This is a genomic window from Oceanobacillus longus, from assembly GCF_042650085.1.
In the GTDB taxonomy this organism is placed as follows: Bacteria; Bacillota; Bacilli; order Bacillales; family Amphibacillaceae; genus Oceanobacillus; species Oceanobacillus longus.
Map to the genome: position 1 here is coordinate 130,037 of NZ_JBHSAO010000010.1, position 16,267 is coordinate 146,303.

The 16,267-nt window shown below is 37.8% G+C and carries 13 protein-coding genes; 3 read left to right on the plus strand and 10 right to left on the minus strand.

Going from position 1 to position 16,267, the window contains the following annotated elements; all coding sequences use genetic code 11:
• Positions 1-30: 30 nt before the first annotated feature.
• A complete protein-coding gene (locus tag ACFOUV_RS13905; protein ID WP_379497389.1) occupies positions 31-642 on the minus strand; it encodes an SAM-dependent methyltransferase in 612 nt (203 codons plus the stop codon).
• A 194-nt stretch (positions 643-836) separates the two neighbouring features.
• Between ACFOUV_RS13905 and ACFOUV_RS13910 the strand changes: the two genes are divergently transcribed.
• A complete protein-coding gene (locus tag ACFOUV_RS13910; protein WP_379497390.1) occupies positions 837-1,259 on the plus strand; it encodes a YugN family protein in 423 nt (140 codons plus the stop codon).
• Between the two features lie 577 nt (positions 1,260-1,836).
• On the opposite strand, the gene ACFOUV_RS13915 is transcribed toward ACFOUV_RS13910, so the two are convergent.
• From ACFOUV_RS13915 to ACFOUV_RS13930, 4 genes are all read right to left on the minus strand, one after another.
• A complete protein-coding gene (locus ACFOUV_RS13915) occupies positions 1,837-2,682 on the minus strand; it encodes a DUF72 domain-containing protein (protein WP_379497391.1) in 846 nt (281 codons plus the stop codon).
• A gap of 39 nt (positions 2,683-2,721) precedes the next feature.
• Positions 2,722-3,768 (minus strand): AbrB family transcriptional regulator, encoded by a 1,047-nt coding sequence (locus tag ACFOUV_RS13920; RefSeq protein WP_379497392.1) that lies wholly within the window; start codon positions 3,766-3,768, stop codon positions 2,722-2,724.
• A gap of 159 nt (positions 3,769-3,927) precedes the next feature.
• Complete coding sequence (locus tag ACFOUV_RS13925) at positions 3,928-4,344, minus strand: universal stress protein (RefSeq protein WP_379497393.1); 417 nt, start codon at positions 4,342-4,344, stop codon at positions 3,928-3,930.
• 47 nt (positions 4,345-4,391) lie between these two features.
• Positions 4,392-5,852 (minus strand): SulP family inorganic anion transporter, encoded by a 1,461-nt coding sequence (locus ACFOUV_RS13930; protein ID WP_379497394.1) that lies wholly within the window; start codon positions 5,850-5,852, stop codon positions 4,392-4,394.
• A gap of 311 nt (positions 5,853-6,163) precedes the next feature.
• On the opposite strand from ACFOUV_RS13930, the gene ACFOUV_RS13935 reads away from it, so the two are divergent.
• Positions 6,164-6,346 carry a helix-turn-helix domain-containing protein gene (locus ACFOUV_RS13935; RefSeq protein WP_379497395.1) on the plus strand — a complete coding sequence of 61 codons (183 nt, stop codon included), beginning with the start codon at positions 6,164-6,166 and terminating at the stop codon, positions 6,344-6,346.
• Positions 6,347-6,644: 298 nt separating this feature from the next.
• On the opposite strand, the gene ACFOUV_RS13940 is transcribed toward ACFOUV_RS13935, so the two are convergent.
• From ACFOUV_RS13940 to ACFOUV_RS13950, 3 genes are all read right to left on the minus strand, one after another.
• Positions 6,645-7,064: a universal stress protein gene (locus ACFOUV_RS13940; RefSeq protein WP_379497396.1), complete on the minus strand. Its 420-nt coding sequence runs from the start codon at positions 7,062-7,064 to the stop codon at positions 6,645-6,647.
• Between the two features lie 12 nt (positions 7,065-7,076).
• Positions 7,077-8,525 (minus strand): SulP family inorganic anion transporter, encoded by a 1,449-nt coding sequence (locus tag ACFOUV_RS13945; RefSeq protein ID WP_379497397.1) that lies wholly within the window; start codon positions 8,523-8,525, stop codon positions 7,077-7,079.
• Positions 8,526-8,645: 120 nt separating this feature from the next.
• A complete protein-coding gene (locus ACFOUV_RS13950) occupies positions 8,646-9,929 on the minus strand; it encodes an MFS transporter (protein ID WP_379497398.1) in 1,284 nt (427 codons plus the stop codon).
• Between the two features lie 205 nt (positions 9,930-10,134).
• Between ACFOUV_RS13950 and wrbA the strand changes: the two genes are divergently transcribed.
• Positions 10,135-10,740 (plus strand): NAD(P)H:quinone oxidoreductase, encoded by a 606-nt coding sequence (gene wrbA / locus ACFOUV_RS13955; protein WP_379497399.1) that lies wholly within the window; start codon positions 10,135-10,137, stop codon positions 10,738-10,740.
• Between the two features lie 340 nt (positions 10,741-11,080).
• On the opposite strand, the gene ACFOUV_RS13960 is transcribed toward wrbA, so the two are convergent.
• Entirely contained in the window at positions 11,081-13,870 is a 2,790-nt protein-coding gene (locus tag ACFOUV_RS13960; protein WP_379497400.1) for a UPF0182 family membrane protein, read from the minus strand.
• A 551-nt stretch (positions 13,871-14,421) separates the two neighbouring features.
• A complete protein-coding gene (gene glmS, locus ACFOUV_RS13965; RefSeq protein WP_379497401.1) occupies positions 14,422-16,224 on the minus strand; it encodes a glutamine--fructose-6-phosphate transaminase (isomerizing) in 1,803 nt (600 codons plus the stop codon).
• Between the last annotated feature and the right edge of the window lie 43 nt (positions 16,225-16,267).

Consider the following 16,267-nt stretch of genomic DNA (forward strand, 5'->3'; position numbering starts at 1 on the left):
TAAAGCGCATTTTGCTCAGAGTACGTTTTTTTAATATAATAAGCGATAAATCAAAAAGCGTTCATCCGGATTTCTCTCATATAAAGCCGGCCGTATAATTTCCTTTATCAATTCAAAAGAAGTGTTGTTTTCAAGAAAATAAACATAATCTTCGTGTGGATAATATAGGATTAACTCGATTTCACGTTTCGTATTTTCTACAGAGCGTAAAATATTATTAATGACCTTTCTAAATATCGTTACTGAAAATGGATTAAAGAAATAGAAACGATTATCATTCGGTTCAATGATGTATTCTTCTGCCAGACAGCAAAAGAATTCAATCGTATCACCATTCTTTTTTGTATGATGTAAGTAATTTCTTTGATTAATAATTGCTTCTTGGAAGAATTTATCATCCATTTCAATTCCTTTGACAGATATACCGAAAAAATAATGAATATAAAAGTTCATCCTTCCTTTTCCACATCCATAATCAACCAATTGATCATCTTTACCCATTTCGTAATTCTTGAAAAGTGTTTCTAATGCGCTATATGGCGTTGGTTCATATGGATTGTATTGGATGGATTCAGGGTAGAGCAGTTTCTCCCCTGCTCCTGTTCGGATATGTAATAATTTATCAAGCTTATATTCATTCATATGATATTCCTCTTTTACTTACACTCTGTCCCCATTAAATATCGGAAACCAGAATTGTCATTTATTTTTATTTTGTCAGATACAATAAAATAACACAACCATTACTCATCATTAATTCACATTAAATATTTGAATACCTTTTTAAGATATTGGCAAGAATAGGTAACATTATATCTTAAAAGGAGTGAAGGAAAATGATTGAACTAGATACAGAAATTGAAGGAAAAAGAGCTTACTTTGGGCAAATGCTGTCTGGACTTAAGCCCTTAGGATATGGCTTATGTGGAGGTTGGGATTATGATAAAGGTTTCTTTGATGGAATTCTATCACGAGAGGGTGGAGAAACGATTTATATAAGATTACCTTTTAAGGTTGTAAGCGGACAGTTGGATCATAAAGACGCCCTTCTCGAGTTTCAAACACCTTTTGTTATCAAACATGTTGTAAATATTGGTTTGGACAAGGATGGGTCCTCATTACTAACAGCTACTGGGTTTAGTCAATTTCAGACACCGCTTGATACAGATGGGCAAATAAAACATAAAGCGAAATGGGAAGAAATTGGGGAGAAATCTGTCGAGCAAGTCATGCAATACATATCCCTGAGTGTATCTTAATAAAAATAACGCTGTTTTCGTAATGTTTATAGCCTTTTAATTATCGCAGAGTTGAGATAAAATGCGAAGTAACTTTAGATTTATTTCCAGGAGAAATGCGCTCTTGCTGCCGTCCGGGATCGCTCTGGGCGGATGCTTTCCGCGGGCACGGCCTCAGCCGCGAAGAGAAAACCGCTCTTCTGGTCTTCGGACACGTGCTGGGACTGCGATTACTCGCCCCACCGAAAACATTTGTTCCCACAGGAGTCACCGTCCTTCGCTCATCCGGACTGGTGAAGCTGTAGTAGATTATTTTTATCTATTAGCAAGTTTAGTCATTGTCAGCAACCTTCCAGCTCTGGGAAATATACGAAGACTCCAGCGGGAGGAAAGGCATAGGTGAGACTCTGAAATACGTTAGCATGAAGAGGCTCACCAGCCGCCCGCGAACCGCAAGTATATTTCCCAGAGCGGTCGCCGAAGTTTCTGCATACTGATAGAAAACCAGCAGTTACTTCAGAGTTTATATAAAATGCGATGATAAAAAAACAAGTAGGAAAGGCCAAAATGCGATGAGGGCTCTTCCCTCCACGCAAACTTAGAACAAATCAAGTTGCCTCGGGGAGAGCCCTTCGAATTGAATTTGGAGCAGTTCTTGAAATGTTTTGGCATTGCTCGCTGCATCACCACCGGAATTATTGTTGAACAGGACAATGATATCTTTTGTATCTTTACTTAAATCCATAATCATCTTCTTCCACTCAGTGAGTTCTGCCTTGTTATAATTATACAAATAACGAACTTCCCGCCAATTAGCATTACCAGACTTATTCCACCCATGGATATTTCTCCCATGCATCCGAACCAATGTCATATTTGCATTCGTTGCTACCGGCACTAATGGAATGGACCCCTTTCCGGCCTGTGGTTCATCCGCAATAGAATGAATCCAGTCTTCTTCTTTCATAAAAGCAAGTGTTTCAGCACGATAGCGTTCATTAAACCAGGATTGATGTCTAAATTCAAGGGCGATTGGAATTTCCTCCATCATTTGCTTACAATATCTCAAATACGTAACGTTTTCCTTCCTGCAGTCAAACCATGGTGGGAATTGAAAAAGAACCAAAGCGAGTTTACCGGTTTCCTGGTATGGTTTTAAGGATTGTATAAAAGCCTCAAACATCTCTTTCTTAGAGGCAAAAGGAATATCTCCACGCTGATGACCGGTCATTCCCTGATAAGCTTTCACCACAAATCGAAACGTCTCTGGTGTCTGATTCACCCACTTTTCCGCATTGCGCAGCAACTGAACAGCATAAAAAGAAGCATCTACTTCCACAACAGGAAAATGGCTACTATACTCCGTTAATTTATTTGTCGATTTGATATGATTTGGATAAAGGGAATCATGATCTCCCCATCCAGTTAAACCTATATAAATCATAAATCTGCCTTCACCGCCCTTTTATATAACATTTAAAGCTTAATTTTCCAAACTCTTCCGTTTCGTATCCTTGCTCACCACATATTTTACGAAAGGAATAATAAATACCGACAGAAATAAAATGCGGAACAATTGAAATGCGGTTACGATTGTCACTTCTGCTTTTACAGAAGCAGCAATAATACCCATTTGATCTAGACCTCCGGGAACAACACTTAAAAAACCAGTCGAGAAATCTAGTGCTGTTTGCCTTTGGAGAAGAATACTAATGCCTAGTGCACATAGAATTAATACCCCACTTGAAAAAAAGGCATAAAAAATATGCTTTTTGGTAAGTTTGATATTCTCTTTTTTCAACAGAAGACCAATGTAAATTCCAATAACCAATTGTGCCACATGTAGAAGTGAGGATGGCATAACTGGGACTTCAACACTTCCTAAATTAAACATCATAATTAAAAAGACTGGTCCTAGCAAATAAGCGGTTGGGATCTTTATCTTTTTAAAGAGGAACCCCGTAAAATAACAAAGCACAAGAAGTCCAATCAGATAAACGGAGTAAACCCCTTCTACCGAATTCTGGACGTGTGATGTTTGGTCGCTTGTTACAATAAACGGAACGACCGTAACAATCATTAAAACGCGAAGAATATGATAAAAAGTCACAGCAGACAAATCAATATTTTTCTGTTCTTCAGCGAATATAATGATCTGTTGCAGTCCTCCAGGTACACAGCAAGTCATCGCAGTACCACGGTCCATCTTTGTCCGGTATGCCATCAATGAACTAATTAACAAAAATAATATAAAAAAGACAATATTGATGAGAAGCATAACCGGAAAATATTGCTTCATATCACGCAAAGCCTCTAATGTAAATGCATAACCAATTACATATCCTGCAATGACAAGACCTATATTTCTAAAAACAGGATGCCATTTAAGCGAAATTGGGGTAAGTAATTGTACGGATAATACTGCAAATAATGGACCAAGCATCCATGGCATCGGTAGGCCCACTGCAACAAAAAGAATAGCTCCAGTAATTCCTATAAGTAAAGCTTTCACCATTGGATAAATAGACATGTAGTCAACTTCCTTCTTACGTTCGGAGTTCTCATCTTTTTATTATATCGTTTTTTATCTATTTCTTAAATCACAAGGGTAGAGCAACTCAAAAAACCTGAGTCGTTAGGAAACTAAACTCAGGTTTTTGGTATCTTATTTATAGGACCGTTTGCTTTCTTATTTCACTATAAGAACTGGGCATTCTGCTCGTTTTGCAACTTTATGACTTACACTGCCTAATATAAAAGATTGTAAGTTATTCAATCCACGACTTCCAATCACGACACAGTCAAATCCTTTTTCGTTCGCAAACGCGACAATCTCTGGTCCAGGCTCCCCATGAAGTACATGTGTATTAAATTCAGCAACCGACCGCTCCAATAATTCCCTTATTGGATTAAGTTTTTCTTTACGCTTTTTTTCAATTTCAAATTTATTTGTAGCATGTAAAACATCTTCTTTTGCTTTATTCCCATCAACAACATAAAGGACATCGATCGCTCCGTCAAATTTTTCAGCAAGTGAAATAGCATGATGAGTAGATCGGATGGAATTCTCTGATCCATCTACTGCCAATAAAATTCGTTTAAACAAATGCCTCACCTCTCATTTATCTCTATTTTTAACCATATAACCGTTAATTAATGACCAGATGCGTTCGAAATACCACCAATTCGGCTCTTCAGTTGCTCACTCTCTGCATTTATCCCGCTGTAACTGACCTTAATGTTATTCTGTGCAAACTTCATTTCTATCTTATCCAATGCTCCAATTGCAGAATCATCCCACAAGTGTGTATTCGTTAAGTCAATTTCTACTTCTTTGACAGAATCCTCAAAGTTAAACTTACTTGGAAAATCACTTACAGATGCAAAAAATAATTGTCCGTCTACACGATAGATTTTCTTCTGTTCTCGAAGTACAAGTTCTTCCGTTACTTTAACTTTAGATATCTTAGCTGCAAAGAAAATGGCACTCAATAATACACCAGCTAATACCCCAATAGCCAAATTATGCGTCGCAAGTACGATAATCACGGTAGCAACCATCACGATTGCATCTGTTTTTGGAAGTTTCGCAAGGTTTTTAACGGATGACCAATCAAATGTACTGATGGCGACCATGAACATTACACCAGCCAAGGCTGCGAGTGGTATTTGTATAACCAACCCACCTAAAACAACAATCAAGAACATGAGAAACACACCTGCAACAAGTGCTGATAAGCGACCTCTTCCGCCGGATTTCACATTAATAACCGATTGTCCAATCATTGCACAACCAGCCATTCCACCAAAAAATCCTGATACGATATTCGCAATTCCTTGACCACTGCTCTCTTTATTCTTATTACTCTCTGTATCTGTCATATCATCAACAATATTAGCTGTTAACAATGATTCTAGTAATCCAACAATCGCCAATGATAAAGAATAAGGCAGAATGATCATGAATGTTTCAAATGTAAATGGAATGCTCGGGAATAAGAAGACAGGTAACTGTTGTGTCAATGCACCCATATCTCCAACTGTTCCCACATTTATATTACCTAAAACAGCAACTGCTGTTACGACTACAATCGCTACAAGTGTCGATGGTATCGCTTTTGTAATTCGAGGTAAAAGATAAATAATTGCCAACGTCAACGCAACAAGTGCATACATTACCCATGTTTCATCAACAAAATGCTGTAACTGGGATGTAAAAATCATAATGGCAAGTGCGTTCACAAAGCCAACCATCACTGAACGTGGAACAAACTTCATCACTTTTGCCATTTTAGATATTCCAAATATTATTTGTATAACTCCTGTTAAGATGGTTGCAGCCAATAAATACTGCAGCCCATGGTCGGCAATTAAATCTACCATGAGTAACGCCATTGCACCTGTTGCAGCAGAGATCATTCCCGGCCGTCCACCCACAAAGGCAATAACTACCGCAATACAGAATGAAGCGTAAAGGCCAACCATTGGATCAACGCCTGCAATAATTGAGAAAGCAATCGCTTCTGGTATAAGGGCCAGGGCTACAACAATTCCCGCTAATATATCGCCTCGCACATTTCCGAACCATTCTTGTTTTAATTCCTGTACTTTCAATTTAGCACCTCTTTTAAAATTTTTATAGTATAGTAACTTTCGACTCTCACAAAAGTTAAGTTCCGTTTTCAACAAAACGAATCATACCATATAAATTTTAAAATACAAAACCGAAAGTAAGCGTAGACATTGATAAAATACTCATCCGTTCTCCGTTATTCATCAATTATCTATCTAATTATATAAAAAGGTCATTATTTTATATTTGAGTATAATTAAGTATAATTTAAGCTAATTTGTTATAAAATTTCAATAACCATTTACCATTTGTGGTATGATATAGACATGTTAACAGTTTGGAGGCATCTCTTATGACGAAGGAAATTATGACTGTTTCACAAGTAGCAGAGTATTTGCAGCTGAGTGAAATGACAACTTATAAATTAGTACAAGAGGGGAAACTGCCCGGATTTAAAATAGGCAGACACTGGAGAGTTAAAAAAGAAGATTTGAATGAGTTTATTGAAAAACTAAAAAATGGGGAAAGACTTTAAACCACGTATAGAGCCTGGGACATAACTAAAGTGTTTAACTCAAAGCCGAACATTTCGCCATAATAGCGAAGGAAATACACGGAGACTCCTGCGGGATGAAAAGCCTAGGTGAGACTACGTAGAGCGATAGCTCGGAGTAGGCTCAGCAGCGCCCGCGGAAAGCGTAGTGTATTTCCGTAGCGGTATATATGCACTACTTTGGTTAAAACACTTTTGTCCCAGTCTCTTTATATATAACTCAACTTTCGCACCAATAAAATAAGTTCAAACAGTTAATTCGAGGGTTAAGTCCTCTACATTATTTTACAATGAGCACTGGGCAATCCGCTCTTTTTGCAACCTTATGACTTACACCACCTAAAACAAATTCCTGTAATCCATTAAGACCTCTACTTCCTATAATTACGATATCTAGCTTGTTTTTATTAGCGTAGTCAACAATGGTAGGACCCGGATCACCGTGTAATATTATTATCTCATAAGACACACCTGATCCTTTCGCAAGCCTTTCCGCTTCTTTAATTCGTTTCTTTCGTGAATCATTTATATCAATTGTGTTCCAATTATTAAGTACATCCGATTTAGCTTTATTAACGTCAACAACAAATAAAATATCAATTTTTGATTTAGCGTCGCATTTTGCAATATTTATCGCATTCTCTGCTGCACGTCTTGAATGTTCAGAACCGTCTGTAGCAAGTAAAATCTTTTTATACAAACTATTCCCCTCCTAATGTGACCCCAGTTTATTTGCTAACTTCCCTACTAATTCGGTACTTGCCTCGTTCATACCGGTTACTTCCACATGCTTTCCATTTTCTTTAAACCTGTCTATAATTTTCTCTACAGCAACAACTGCAGAATCATCCCAGATATGCGAATTGCTTAAGTTTAATTCTATTTCTTTAATTTCCTCTTCATAATTAAATTGAGGGAGTAATTCTGTAACGGATGCAAAAAATAGTTCTCCTCGGATGATATATACTTTTTTATTTTCTTGCATTAAGCTTTCCACATGTACTTGAGATATTTTTGATACAAAAAAAATGGAACTTAATATAATACCTGTAAAAACACCTATAGCTAAATTATGCGTTAAAACAACTGTTAATACCGTAACAACCATAACAATTGCATCACTTCTCGGTACTAAGTGAATGGTGCGCAGCGAATTCCAATCAAATGTACTTATAGCAACCATGATCATAATTCCAGTCAGTGCAGCCATTGGAATTTGAACAACAACATCGCCCATAATAACGATTAAAAACATAAGCAATGCTCCAGCTACTAATGAAGATAATCTGCCTCTACCGCCTGATTTTACATTAATAACCGATTGTCCTATCATTGCACAGCCAGCCATTCCACCGAAAAAACCAGTAACGATATTAGCAATTCCCTGTCCCCTGCTCTCCACATTTTTATTACTTTCTGTTCCTGTAGATTCATCCACAATAGACGCCGTTAGCAAAGATTCCAACAAACCTACAATAGCAAGCGCAAGAGAGTAAGGTAAAATAATTAATAATGTTTCCAGATTTAGAGGAATGTTAGGAATTAAAAATATAGGCAATGTTTGCGAAATCGCTCCCATATCTCCTACATTACGAATATTGATGTCCATAAAAATCGCAATAAATGTGACTACCACCAGCGCAATTAATGTAGAGGGTATTGTTTTAGAAATATACGGAAACAAGTAAATAATAAATAATGTGACAGCGACTAATAGGTACATCACCCGTGTTTCATCAATAAAATGGTCCAATTGAGGCAAAAAAATCATAATTGCTAAAGCGTTTACAAAACCAACCATCACTGAACGAGGGATGAACTTCATGTACCTTGCTACTTTAAATATACCAAATATTACTTGTATTATACCAGTTAATATTGTAGCCGCTAATAAATATTGAAGGCCATGTTCTGCAATTAGGTCTATAAATAATAAGGCCATCGCTCCAGTTGCGCCGGATATCATGGCTGGTCTTCCACCAACAAATGCTATTACGACGGAAATTGTGAAAGAAGCGTACAAACCAACCATAGGATCCACACCTGCGATAATTGAAAAAGCAATCGCTTCGGGTATTAAAGCAAGTGCTACTACTACCCCAGCTAGAATATCCCCTTTTATATTCCTTAACCATGATTGTATATACTTAACGTTATTCATAGACAGATATCCCCCTTTTACGATTAAACATAGTATACGTAAAAGAGTAAGAGCGATATCTGTAAATTTATGGTACTCGACAAGAAGAACAAATATGTACTAAAACTAATTAAACCTTGTTTAACTTCGTGACTCAGATGCTAGCTGAGATTTATCAGGCTTCTTAGCAATCAAGGAACAAACAACTCCGATTACTGGAAATATTAATGTTACCAATAATACTGGAGTATAACTTTGAAAGATATCATATCCTATTCCAAATGGAAGTGGCCCCAATGATGAGCCAACAACCGTCATTGTTACTCCGACACCATTTATGCTCCCAATATATTTCCGACCGAAATAATTTGGCCAAATAACATTTATACTTATCCGTTCAAGACCATTCGAAAGCCCCCAAACAGTTCCAAATACCACACCCATCCAAAAATTGCTTGTTACCAATAACATTAACAGTAAAATAATTTCAATCAAAAAAATAGCAACAAGCAGATAATTGGTCTGGACTTTATCTGTGACATATCCGGACACAAAAGACATTGGAATACCAACTACAGCCATTAAGCTTAATACCATTGCTGCTATTTCCGGAGACAAACCATTTGATCCAAAAATAGAAATGATATGAAATGTTATCCCTGTATTGACCATTGCAGGAATGCCAACACAAATAAGTATCGCCCAAAAAGCTTTCGTTCTCCTCGCTTCTTTAAGCGTCCAGTCTTGTTCGGCTTCTTTATCTTTAAATCCTGAACCAGGTTTATCTTTTGTCTTTTTTTCTGCTGAAAATCCATCCGGTACTAATCCCATTTCCTCTGGTTTATTACGCACTCCAAATAACGCAATAGGTACAAATACAACCAGTAATAAAATACCCCAGAATTGCCATGCAAAACGCCAGTCCCATGTATCAATTAGCCATGTATTAATAATTGGAAACAGCATCGCACTGGAAAAGCTCCCCAAGGTCATTATGCTGAATGCCACTCCTCTTTTTTTCACAAACCATTGTGCCACCAACGTATTTGGAACAAGGGTCATGCTTCCCTGACCTAATAGACGAATCAGAAAGAATCCTACCGTCAGCATCCACATGCTGGAAACCATGCTGTTAAAAAGACATGCAATCCCAAACAGTGTACCTATTGTTACCATCATTGCCCGCTGGCCAAATCTGTCAATAAATCTACCAATAAATATCATAGCTACCCCGGCAACTAATGTAGCAGCAGAATACATTCCTGATACTTGTGATCGGGACCAGCCAAAGTCATTTATGTATTGATCAATAAAAGCTGAGTTAGAATATGTTTGACCCGGTCCTGAGAAGAAAACACCAAGCCCGGCAATCATAACTATTACCCAACCATAATAGAACTTTTGGAAAAAATTTTTACTAGCCATATGCTGTTCCCCCGGTTGAATGCTTGAATTATTGAACATTCATAATGAATATTATCATTGTTTATATTTCAAGCAAAGTAAACAACCTTTTTATACTAAAATTGATTTTTTTTATTAAATAAGAAAACAGTTTTTGCAGATAATATGTTTATCACGACGTAGTAACCTTTAGGATCGAACTACTATCAAAGGAGGAACATAACAAATGGCAAACGTTAAATTAGCGATTATTTACTACAGCTCTACTGGAACAAATTATCAAATGGCACAATGGGCTGAAGAAGGTGGTTCGCAGGCTGGAGCTGAAGTTAGATTACGTAAAGTCCATGAGCTTGCCCCAGAAGCAGCAATAGAACAAAATGCTGGATGGAAAGCCCATTATGAAGCAGCAAAGGATGTTTCAGAAGCATCTTCTGAGGATATTGAATGGGCAGATGCAATTATCTTCAGTACCCCAACACGTTTTGGAAATGTAGCATCACAAATGAAACAGTTTCTTGATTTACAAGGTGGATTATGGGGATCTGGTAAAACAGTAAATAAAGTGGTCAGCGCAATGACATCCGCATCAAATTCTCATGGAGGTCAAGAAGCAACGATCCTTTCTCTTTATACATCCATGATGCACTGGGGGGCAATTATTGTACCTCCTGGATACACCGATCAAGTGCTTTTTGGTGCTGGTGGAAATCCATATGGAACTAGCGTAACACAGGGACCAGACGGGAAAATGGTGGAAGATGTACAAGCAGCAGTAAAACATCAAGCAAAACGGACAGTGGATATTGCTTCAAAGGTTATTGGGGCTTAACCGAATTTGGATTAGCTATGTCACCGTTTAAATAAACATATCTTGATATACTTTTTTAAAAAGAGTAATGCTCCTATGTTTTACACATAGGAGCATTTATATGTTCGTTGCCACAGGAAGTTTCTGCTTAAGACCTTTAGAGGATATTTTATAGAAGAAACATTGATTTCTATCTTTCTTTGCCCTATACAAAGCCTGATCTGCATGATGAAGATCTACTTTTGAATCCATATAACTACTGATAATAATATTCAGAAGAATTTTTTATTTGAAACCACATCAACATCAAAGAAGATGAGCACCTGCGATATGCGGTGCTCATCTCTTATAAAACAAAATATTATTGATTTTCTTGTTCTAGTCTCTCTTCAATCTCTGACATAATTTCGGCTGCTTCTTCCCAGTTTCCATTTGAAAGGGCATCTTGATAATCACCAAACAGCTCAGAGAATTCATGCAATAATTGATCTGAATCTCCGGATGGTACTGGTGGAGGTGTTTCCTCTTCATCAGTTTCTGCCGGTTCTTCAGGTTCTCCTTCGATATCTTCTAGTGATGGTCCTTCAGGCTGTAAATCACTCTCATCGATTTCGCCACCGGCTAATTCAAGTATACGATTTAATGCTTCATCAAATGTTGCTTCCATGACAATATAATCTTGATAAGCAACGACAACTTGTTTTACTTCCGGCAATGACGTTTCATTGGAGGACTCAATATAGATTGGTTCCACATATAGCATTGTATCGTTAATTGGGATGGACAATAGGTTACCGCGAATGACTTGAGAACCACCTTGTGACCACAGATTTAACTCTTGAGAAATAACGCTGTCCTGGTTGATCCGATTTTCAATTTGCTGCGGTCCATAGACATTCTCCTGTTTTGGAAAGCGGTAGACAAATTTTTCCCCGTAATGTTCGCCATCATTCCGCACACCAATCCAGGCAATCATGTTCTGCCGGTTTCTAGGTGTATATGGCATCATTAAAATGAATTCTTCTTCCTCATATTCTGGAAGCTTCATCGTTACATAATAAGGTTCCATTTCAATATCTTCATTAAAATAATGCTCTGTTGGAAATTCCCAGCGATCTTCCCTGTTATAGAAAATTTCAAGATTTGTCATATGGTACGTACCATATTTATTTGCTTGAATCTTAAACAATCTTTCTGGATAACGGAAATGGCTTTCCACATCTTCCGGGATCTCCGTTGTAAACAAGTCCGGGAAAATATTTTGATATGTCTGAAGGAGCGGATCATCCGGTTCGGTAACAAAGAAAGTAACTTCTCCGGTGTAAGCATCGATCATAACCTTTGCTGCGTTTTTAATATAATTTTTATTGTCTTGAAATTTTTCCGCATACGGATAACCTTTTTCTACAAGGTAAGCGTCCATCATCCAGGCTAGCGAACCATCATCGCGTACAAAGATATATGGATCCTCATCATATTCGAAAAATGGAGCAATCCGGTTAATGCGGTCCACAATATTTCGGGTATCGAGCAGCTGACTTTCATTGGATAGCTGATCCGATACTAGCATACGGAATGATCCTTCATTAGCAGAAAATAACAAACGGTTCCAACCGCTAAGTTGTATCCCCTTATCCGCTTCATAGCGATTGTTCATATTTTCATCACCGGATGGATAGTCAAATTCATCGACATCAGAATTTACAATGACATTTGGATAATCCAATTCTCCAAAATAAATTTGTGGCCGTTCGACATCAACCTCTCCTACCGGCGGGAGATTTTTCACAATATATTCTGGCTGTCCTTGGGATGTAATCTCATTAACTTGACTCATCGCAACCCCGTATCCATGCGTATAACGCAATGTCCGGTTTACCCAGGTTTGAGCTTGTTCCGGCAGGTCAGCTGTGTTTAATTCCCTTGCACCAAGAAACACTTGCTGATATTCACCGTCAATTTCATATCGGTCGACATCAATATCATTAAATTCATAATACGTACGGAATGTCTGCAATTGATTGTAAACATCAAGCAGCGGCCGTGCATCATTAATCCGCACATTGTTAATTGTTAATTCATTATTCTCAATCATATCTTCATCCAGTGAATCCTGATTACCCGGATGTTCTGACACATCAATATTTTCAAGCTCGTAAGCTTGCCGTGTGTAATTCAGATTATGCTCTAAATATGGCTGCTCGCGCTGAAATTCATTTGGCTCTACAAGATAGTTTTGCACAAGCGCGGATGCACCTTGCCCGAGAATCATGACTGCAACATAAGCAACAATCGGAATCAACATCGAATTAAAATTGCCTTTTCTAAGTGCAAGAATGACCCAAATGGCACCGATAATTGCTACTGCCGCTAAGATATAGGAAACAGGAATATTAATAATGCGGTCTGTATAACTTAGGCCGTGTACCACACTTTCCTGAAAAATATTCACTTGATTGGACAAAAGCGCTTGAAATGGTGACAGCAAATGGGTACAAGCTAACAACACGCCAATAATGGCAATCGTCAGTCCAAGATGAACTTGTGCTGAGCGATTCATCCGGTATATATTAAAAACGGAATACGCAACAACCACAACAACTAACATGAAGAAACCTAAGCCAAGTAAAATATTAATAATCATTTCTAAAAATGGCAAAACAAACATGTAGAAAGAAATATCTCTGTTGAAAATAGGGTCGCTTTCTCCAAATGTTTCATAGTTTAAGATTTTTAAAAGCGGCTCCCAGCCCACACCCTGGACAATCACACTGCCGAGGAGTCCTATGAAAACAGCAACTGCGAGAATCGCCCCATTCATGACCATTTTCTTTTGATAGAAAAATGCCGGAAGCTGTTGTGGGTCAAAATGGCTTAAATAGGTTCTCCGTACCCAGAATAGGGTCAACCAGGTTACAAAACCAAAAATGAAGAAACCACCTGCACCGAGCGCAAGTTTACTGCCAAGAATCGTTGTGAATACGGTACCAAATTCAAGGGAATCCATCCAAATATATTCTGTTATCCACTGAAATGCAATCGTACCTAAAATGAAAAGAAGAAAAAGAATCCCTATAATGGCTCCAGTCCAACTGCCAAGCTTTTGTAATTTTTTCATTTGATTAAGGTTTATATTTCCTTTGAAATCCATACATCCTCCTTATATCGGTTCCTTTCCTATTAAGATTCCCAGTTTTTTTATACCTTTAGGAAAACCTGCCTACCATTTGTACGGCATGCAAAAGGGAGGCGACCCGAAAAAAGAGAAAAGAAACAGGACCGATGCCTATATATTTTTTTATTTATACAATTATTTTAACAATAATTCATCCATAAGTCATTTATGGCCGCACTTTTTATTACAAGGATTCACTTTACAAAGTTGAAAGTTCGTTTCAGGGCTGGAGTAATTTTCTATCTGATGATGTAGTATGGATAGTAGAACAAAACAAAGAGGAGTTTTACATTCATAAAATAACTATGGTGGGAATAACAACCGGAAAGGAGTTATAGGGAGACATATGTCTATAGCAAAATTTAGACCCTTAGCGAGACACGGAACCCTCTGACTCCATAATGGACAACTCCCATTAATTTTCGTTCTACAATTAAATACAAAAAAGCACGTTACTCCATTAGAATAACGCGCCTCTTTTTTAATATAGAACTTTGTTGTCACATAAGGAAAATCCCATCTAACCATTACTCCACAGTTACGCTCTTGGCCAAATTCCTTGGCTTATCAACATCACATCCACGGTGCAATGCTGCATAATATGCTAGCAATTGCATTGGAATAACACTCACAAGTGGTGTCAGTAATTCATGCACATGTGGCAATACAAACGCATCGTCGTCCTCTTCCAATCCTTTAAGGCTGATTACCATTGCCTTGGCACCACGGGCAACTACTTCCTGAACGTTACCACGAATGGAGTAGTTTACGTTTTTCTGCGTTGCAAGCGCTATTACCGGTGTTCCTTCTTCAATTAGAGCGATTGTACCATGCTTTAATTCTCCACCGGCAAAACCTTCTGCCTGAATATAGGAAATTTCTTTTAACTTCAATGCCGCTTCAAGGGAAACATTGTAATCACCACTTCTTCCAATAAAGAAAGCATTACGTGTAGTACTAAAGTAATCTCTTGCCAGCTGTTCCAATTCCTCTTTCTGATCTGTTAAAACTTCCATTGCATTAGCAACAATAGCAAGCTCCTGCATTGGGTCAAAATCCAATTCAATGCCTTTTGCATTTGCTGTATCTACTGCTAGTATTGCCAGTACAGCAATTTGTGCTGTATATGCTTTTGTTGATGCTACTGCAATTTCAGGTCCTGCATATAAATTTAATGTGTAATCTGCTTCACGAGAAAGGGTGGATCCTGGCACATTTGTAATCGTGAGTGCTGGATATCCCATTTCTTTGATTTTCACTAATACAGATCTGCTGTCAGCAGTTTCCCCACTTTGTGAGATGAACACAAATAATGGATTTTCTGACAGCAATGGCATATTATATGAAAATTCACTCGCAACATGGACTTCCACTGGAATTTTTGCTAATTTTTCGAGGAACTCTTTGCCAACTAAACCTGCATGGTAGCTTGTTCCTGCAGCAATGATATAGATACGGTCAGCTGCCTTCATAGCGCTACGAATATCGGTATCAAGCTTTAGTTCATTGTTTTCATTCTGATATTCATTGATAATTTTACGCATAACAATCGGTTGTTCATCGATTTCTTTCAGCATAAAATGCGGATATGTTCCTTTTTCAGTATCACTTGCATCGATTTCAGCTGTATATGGTTTACGTTCGACAACAGTGCCTTCAAGTGTTTGCACTTCAACGAAATTACGATTTACAAGAACAATTTCCTTATCAAAAATCTCCAAGTATTGATCCGTTTCCTTCAACGTAGCCATGGCATCACTTGCAACAAGGTTGAACCCATCACCTAGACCTACTAGAAGCGGACTTTTATTTTTGGAAACATACAATGTCTCGTGATCCTCAGCATCAATCATGGCAATCGCATAGGAACCTTTCAAAAGACTCATCGTTTCACGGAATGCTTCCAAAGTATCCTGATGTTTTTGATAAAGCTGGTCTATTAACTGTATGATTATTTCCGTATCTGTATCACTTACAAGGTTCACATCACGAAGATATTCTTTTTTGAGGTCATTGTAATTTTCAATAACACCATTATGAACAAGTGTAAACCTTCCAGTCACGCTTTGGTGTGGATGTGCATTGATTATACTTGGCACACCATGAGTAGCCCAGCGAGTATGGCCTATTCCCATTGTTGCATAAACAGAGCTATCAACACTTTCACGTAATGCTGCAATACGACCTTTAACTTTTGTCAGGTTGACTCCCTCATCATTCAGGATAGCAATTCCTGCAGAGTCATAACCTCTATATTCCAATTTTTCAAGTCCATTTAATAAAACTTCTTTCGTATCGTTTTGTCCGATATAGCCTACAATTCCGCACATATCGATGTCCTCCTTAAAATAGGGGGCAGATAAACAAACCTCT

Excerpts from the sequence above, each read along its gene's own strand:
- ACFOUV_RS13905 (WP_379497389.1), bottom strand. The coding sequence starts at position 642 with ATGAATGAATATAAGCTTGATAAATTATTACATATCCGAACAGGAGCA.
- ACFOUV_RS13910 (WP_379497390.1), top strand. The coding sequence starts at position 837 with ATGATTGAACTAGATACAGAAATTGAAGGAAAAAGAGCTTACTTTGGG.
- ACFOUV_RS13915 (WP_379497391.1), bottom strand. The coding sequence starts at position 2,682 with ATGATTTATATAGGTTTAACTGGATGGGGAGATCATGATTCCCTTTAT.
- ACFOUV_RS13920 (WP_379497392.1), bottom strand. The coding sequence starts at position 3,768 with ATGTCTATTTATCCAATGGTGAAAGCTTTACTTATAGGAATTACTGGA.
- ACFOUV_RS13935 (WP_379497395.1), top strand. The coding sequence starts at position 6,164 with ATGACGAAGGAAATTATGACTGTTTCACAAGTAGCAGAGTATTTGCAG.
- ACFOUV_RS13945 (WP_379497397.1), bottom strand. The coding sequence starts at position 8,525 with ATGAATAACGTTAAGTATATACAATCATGGTTAAGGAATATAAAAGGG.
- ACFOUV_RS13950 (WP_379497398.1), bottom strand. The coding sequence starts at position 9,929 with ATGGCTAGTAAAAATTTTTTCCAAAAGTTCTATTATGGTTGGGTAATA.
- wrbA (WP_379497399.1), top strand. The coding sequence starts at position 10,135 with ATGGCAAACGTTAAATTAGCGATTATTTACTACAGCTCTACTGGAACA.
- ACFOUV_RS13960 (WP_379497400.1), bottom strand. The coding sequence starts at position 13,870 with ATGGATTTCAAAGGAAATATAAACCTTAATCAAATGAAAAAATTACAA.
- glmS (WP_379497401.1), bottom strand. The coding sequence starts at position 16,224 with ATGTGCGGAATTGTAGGCTATATCGGACAAAACGATACGAAAGAAGTT.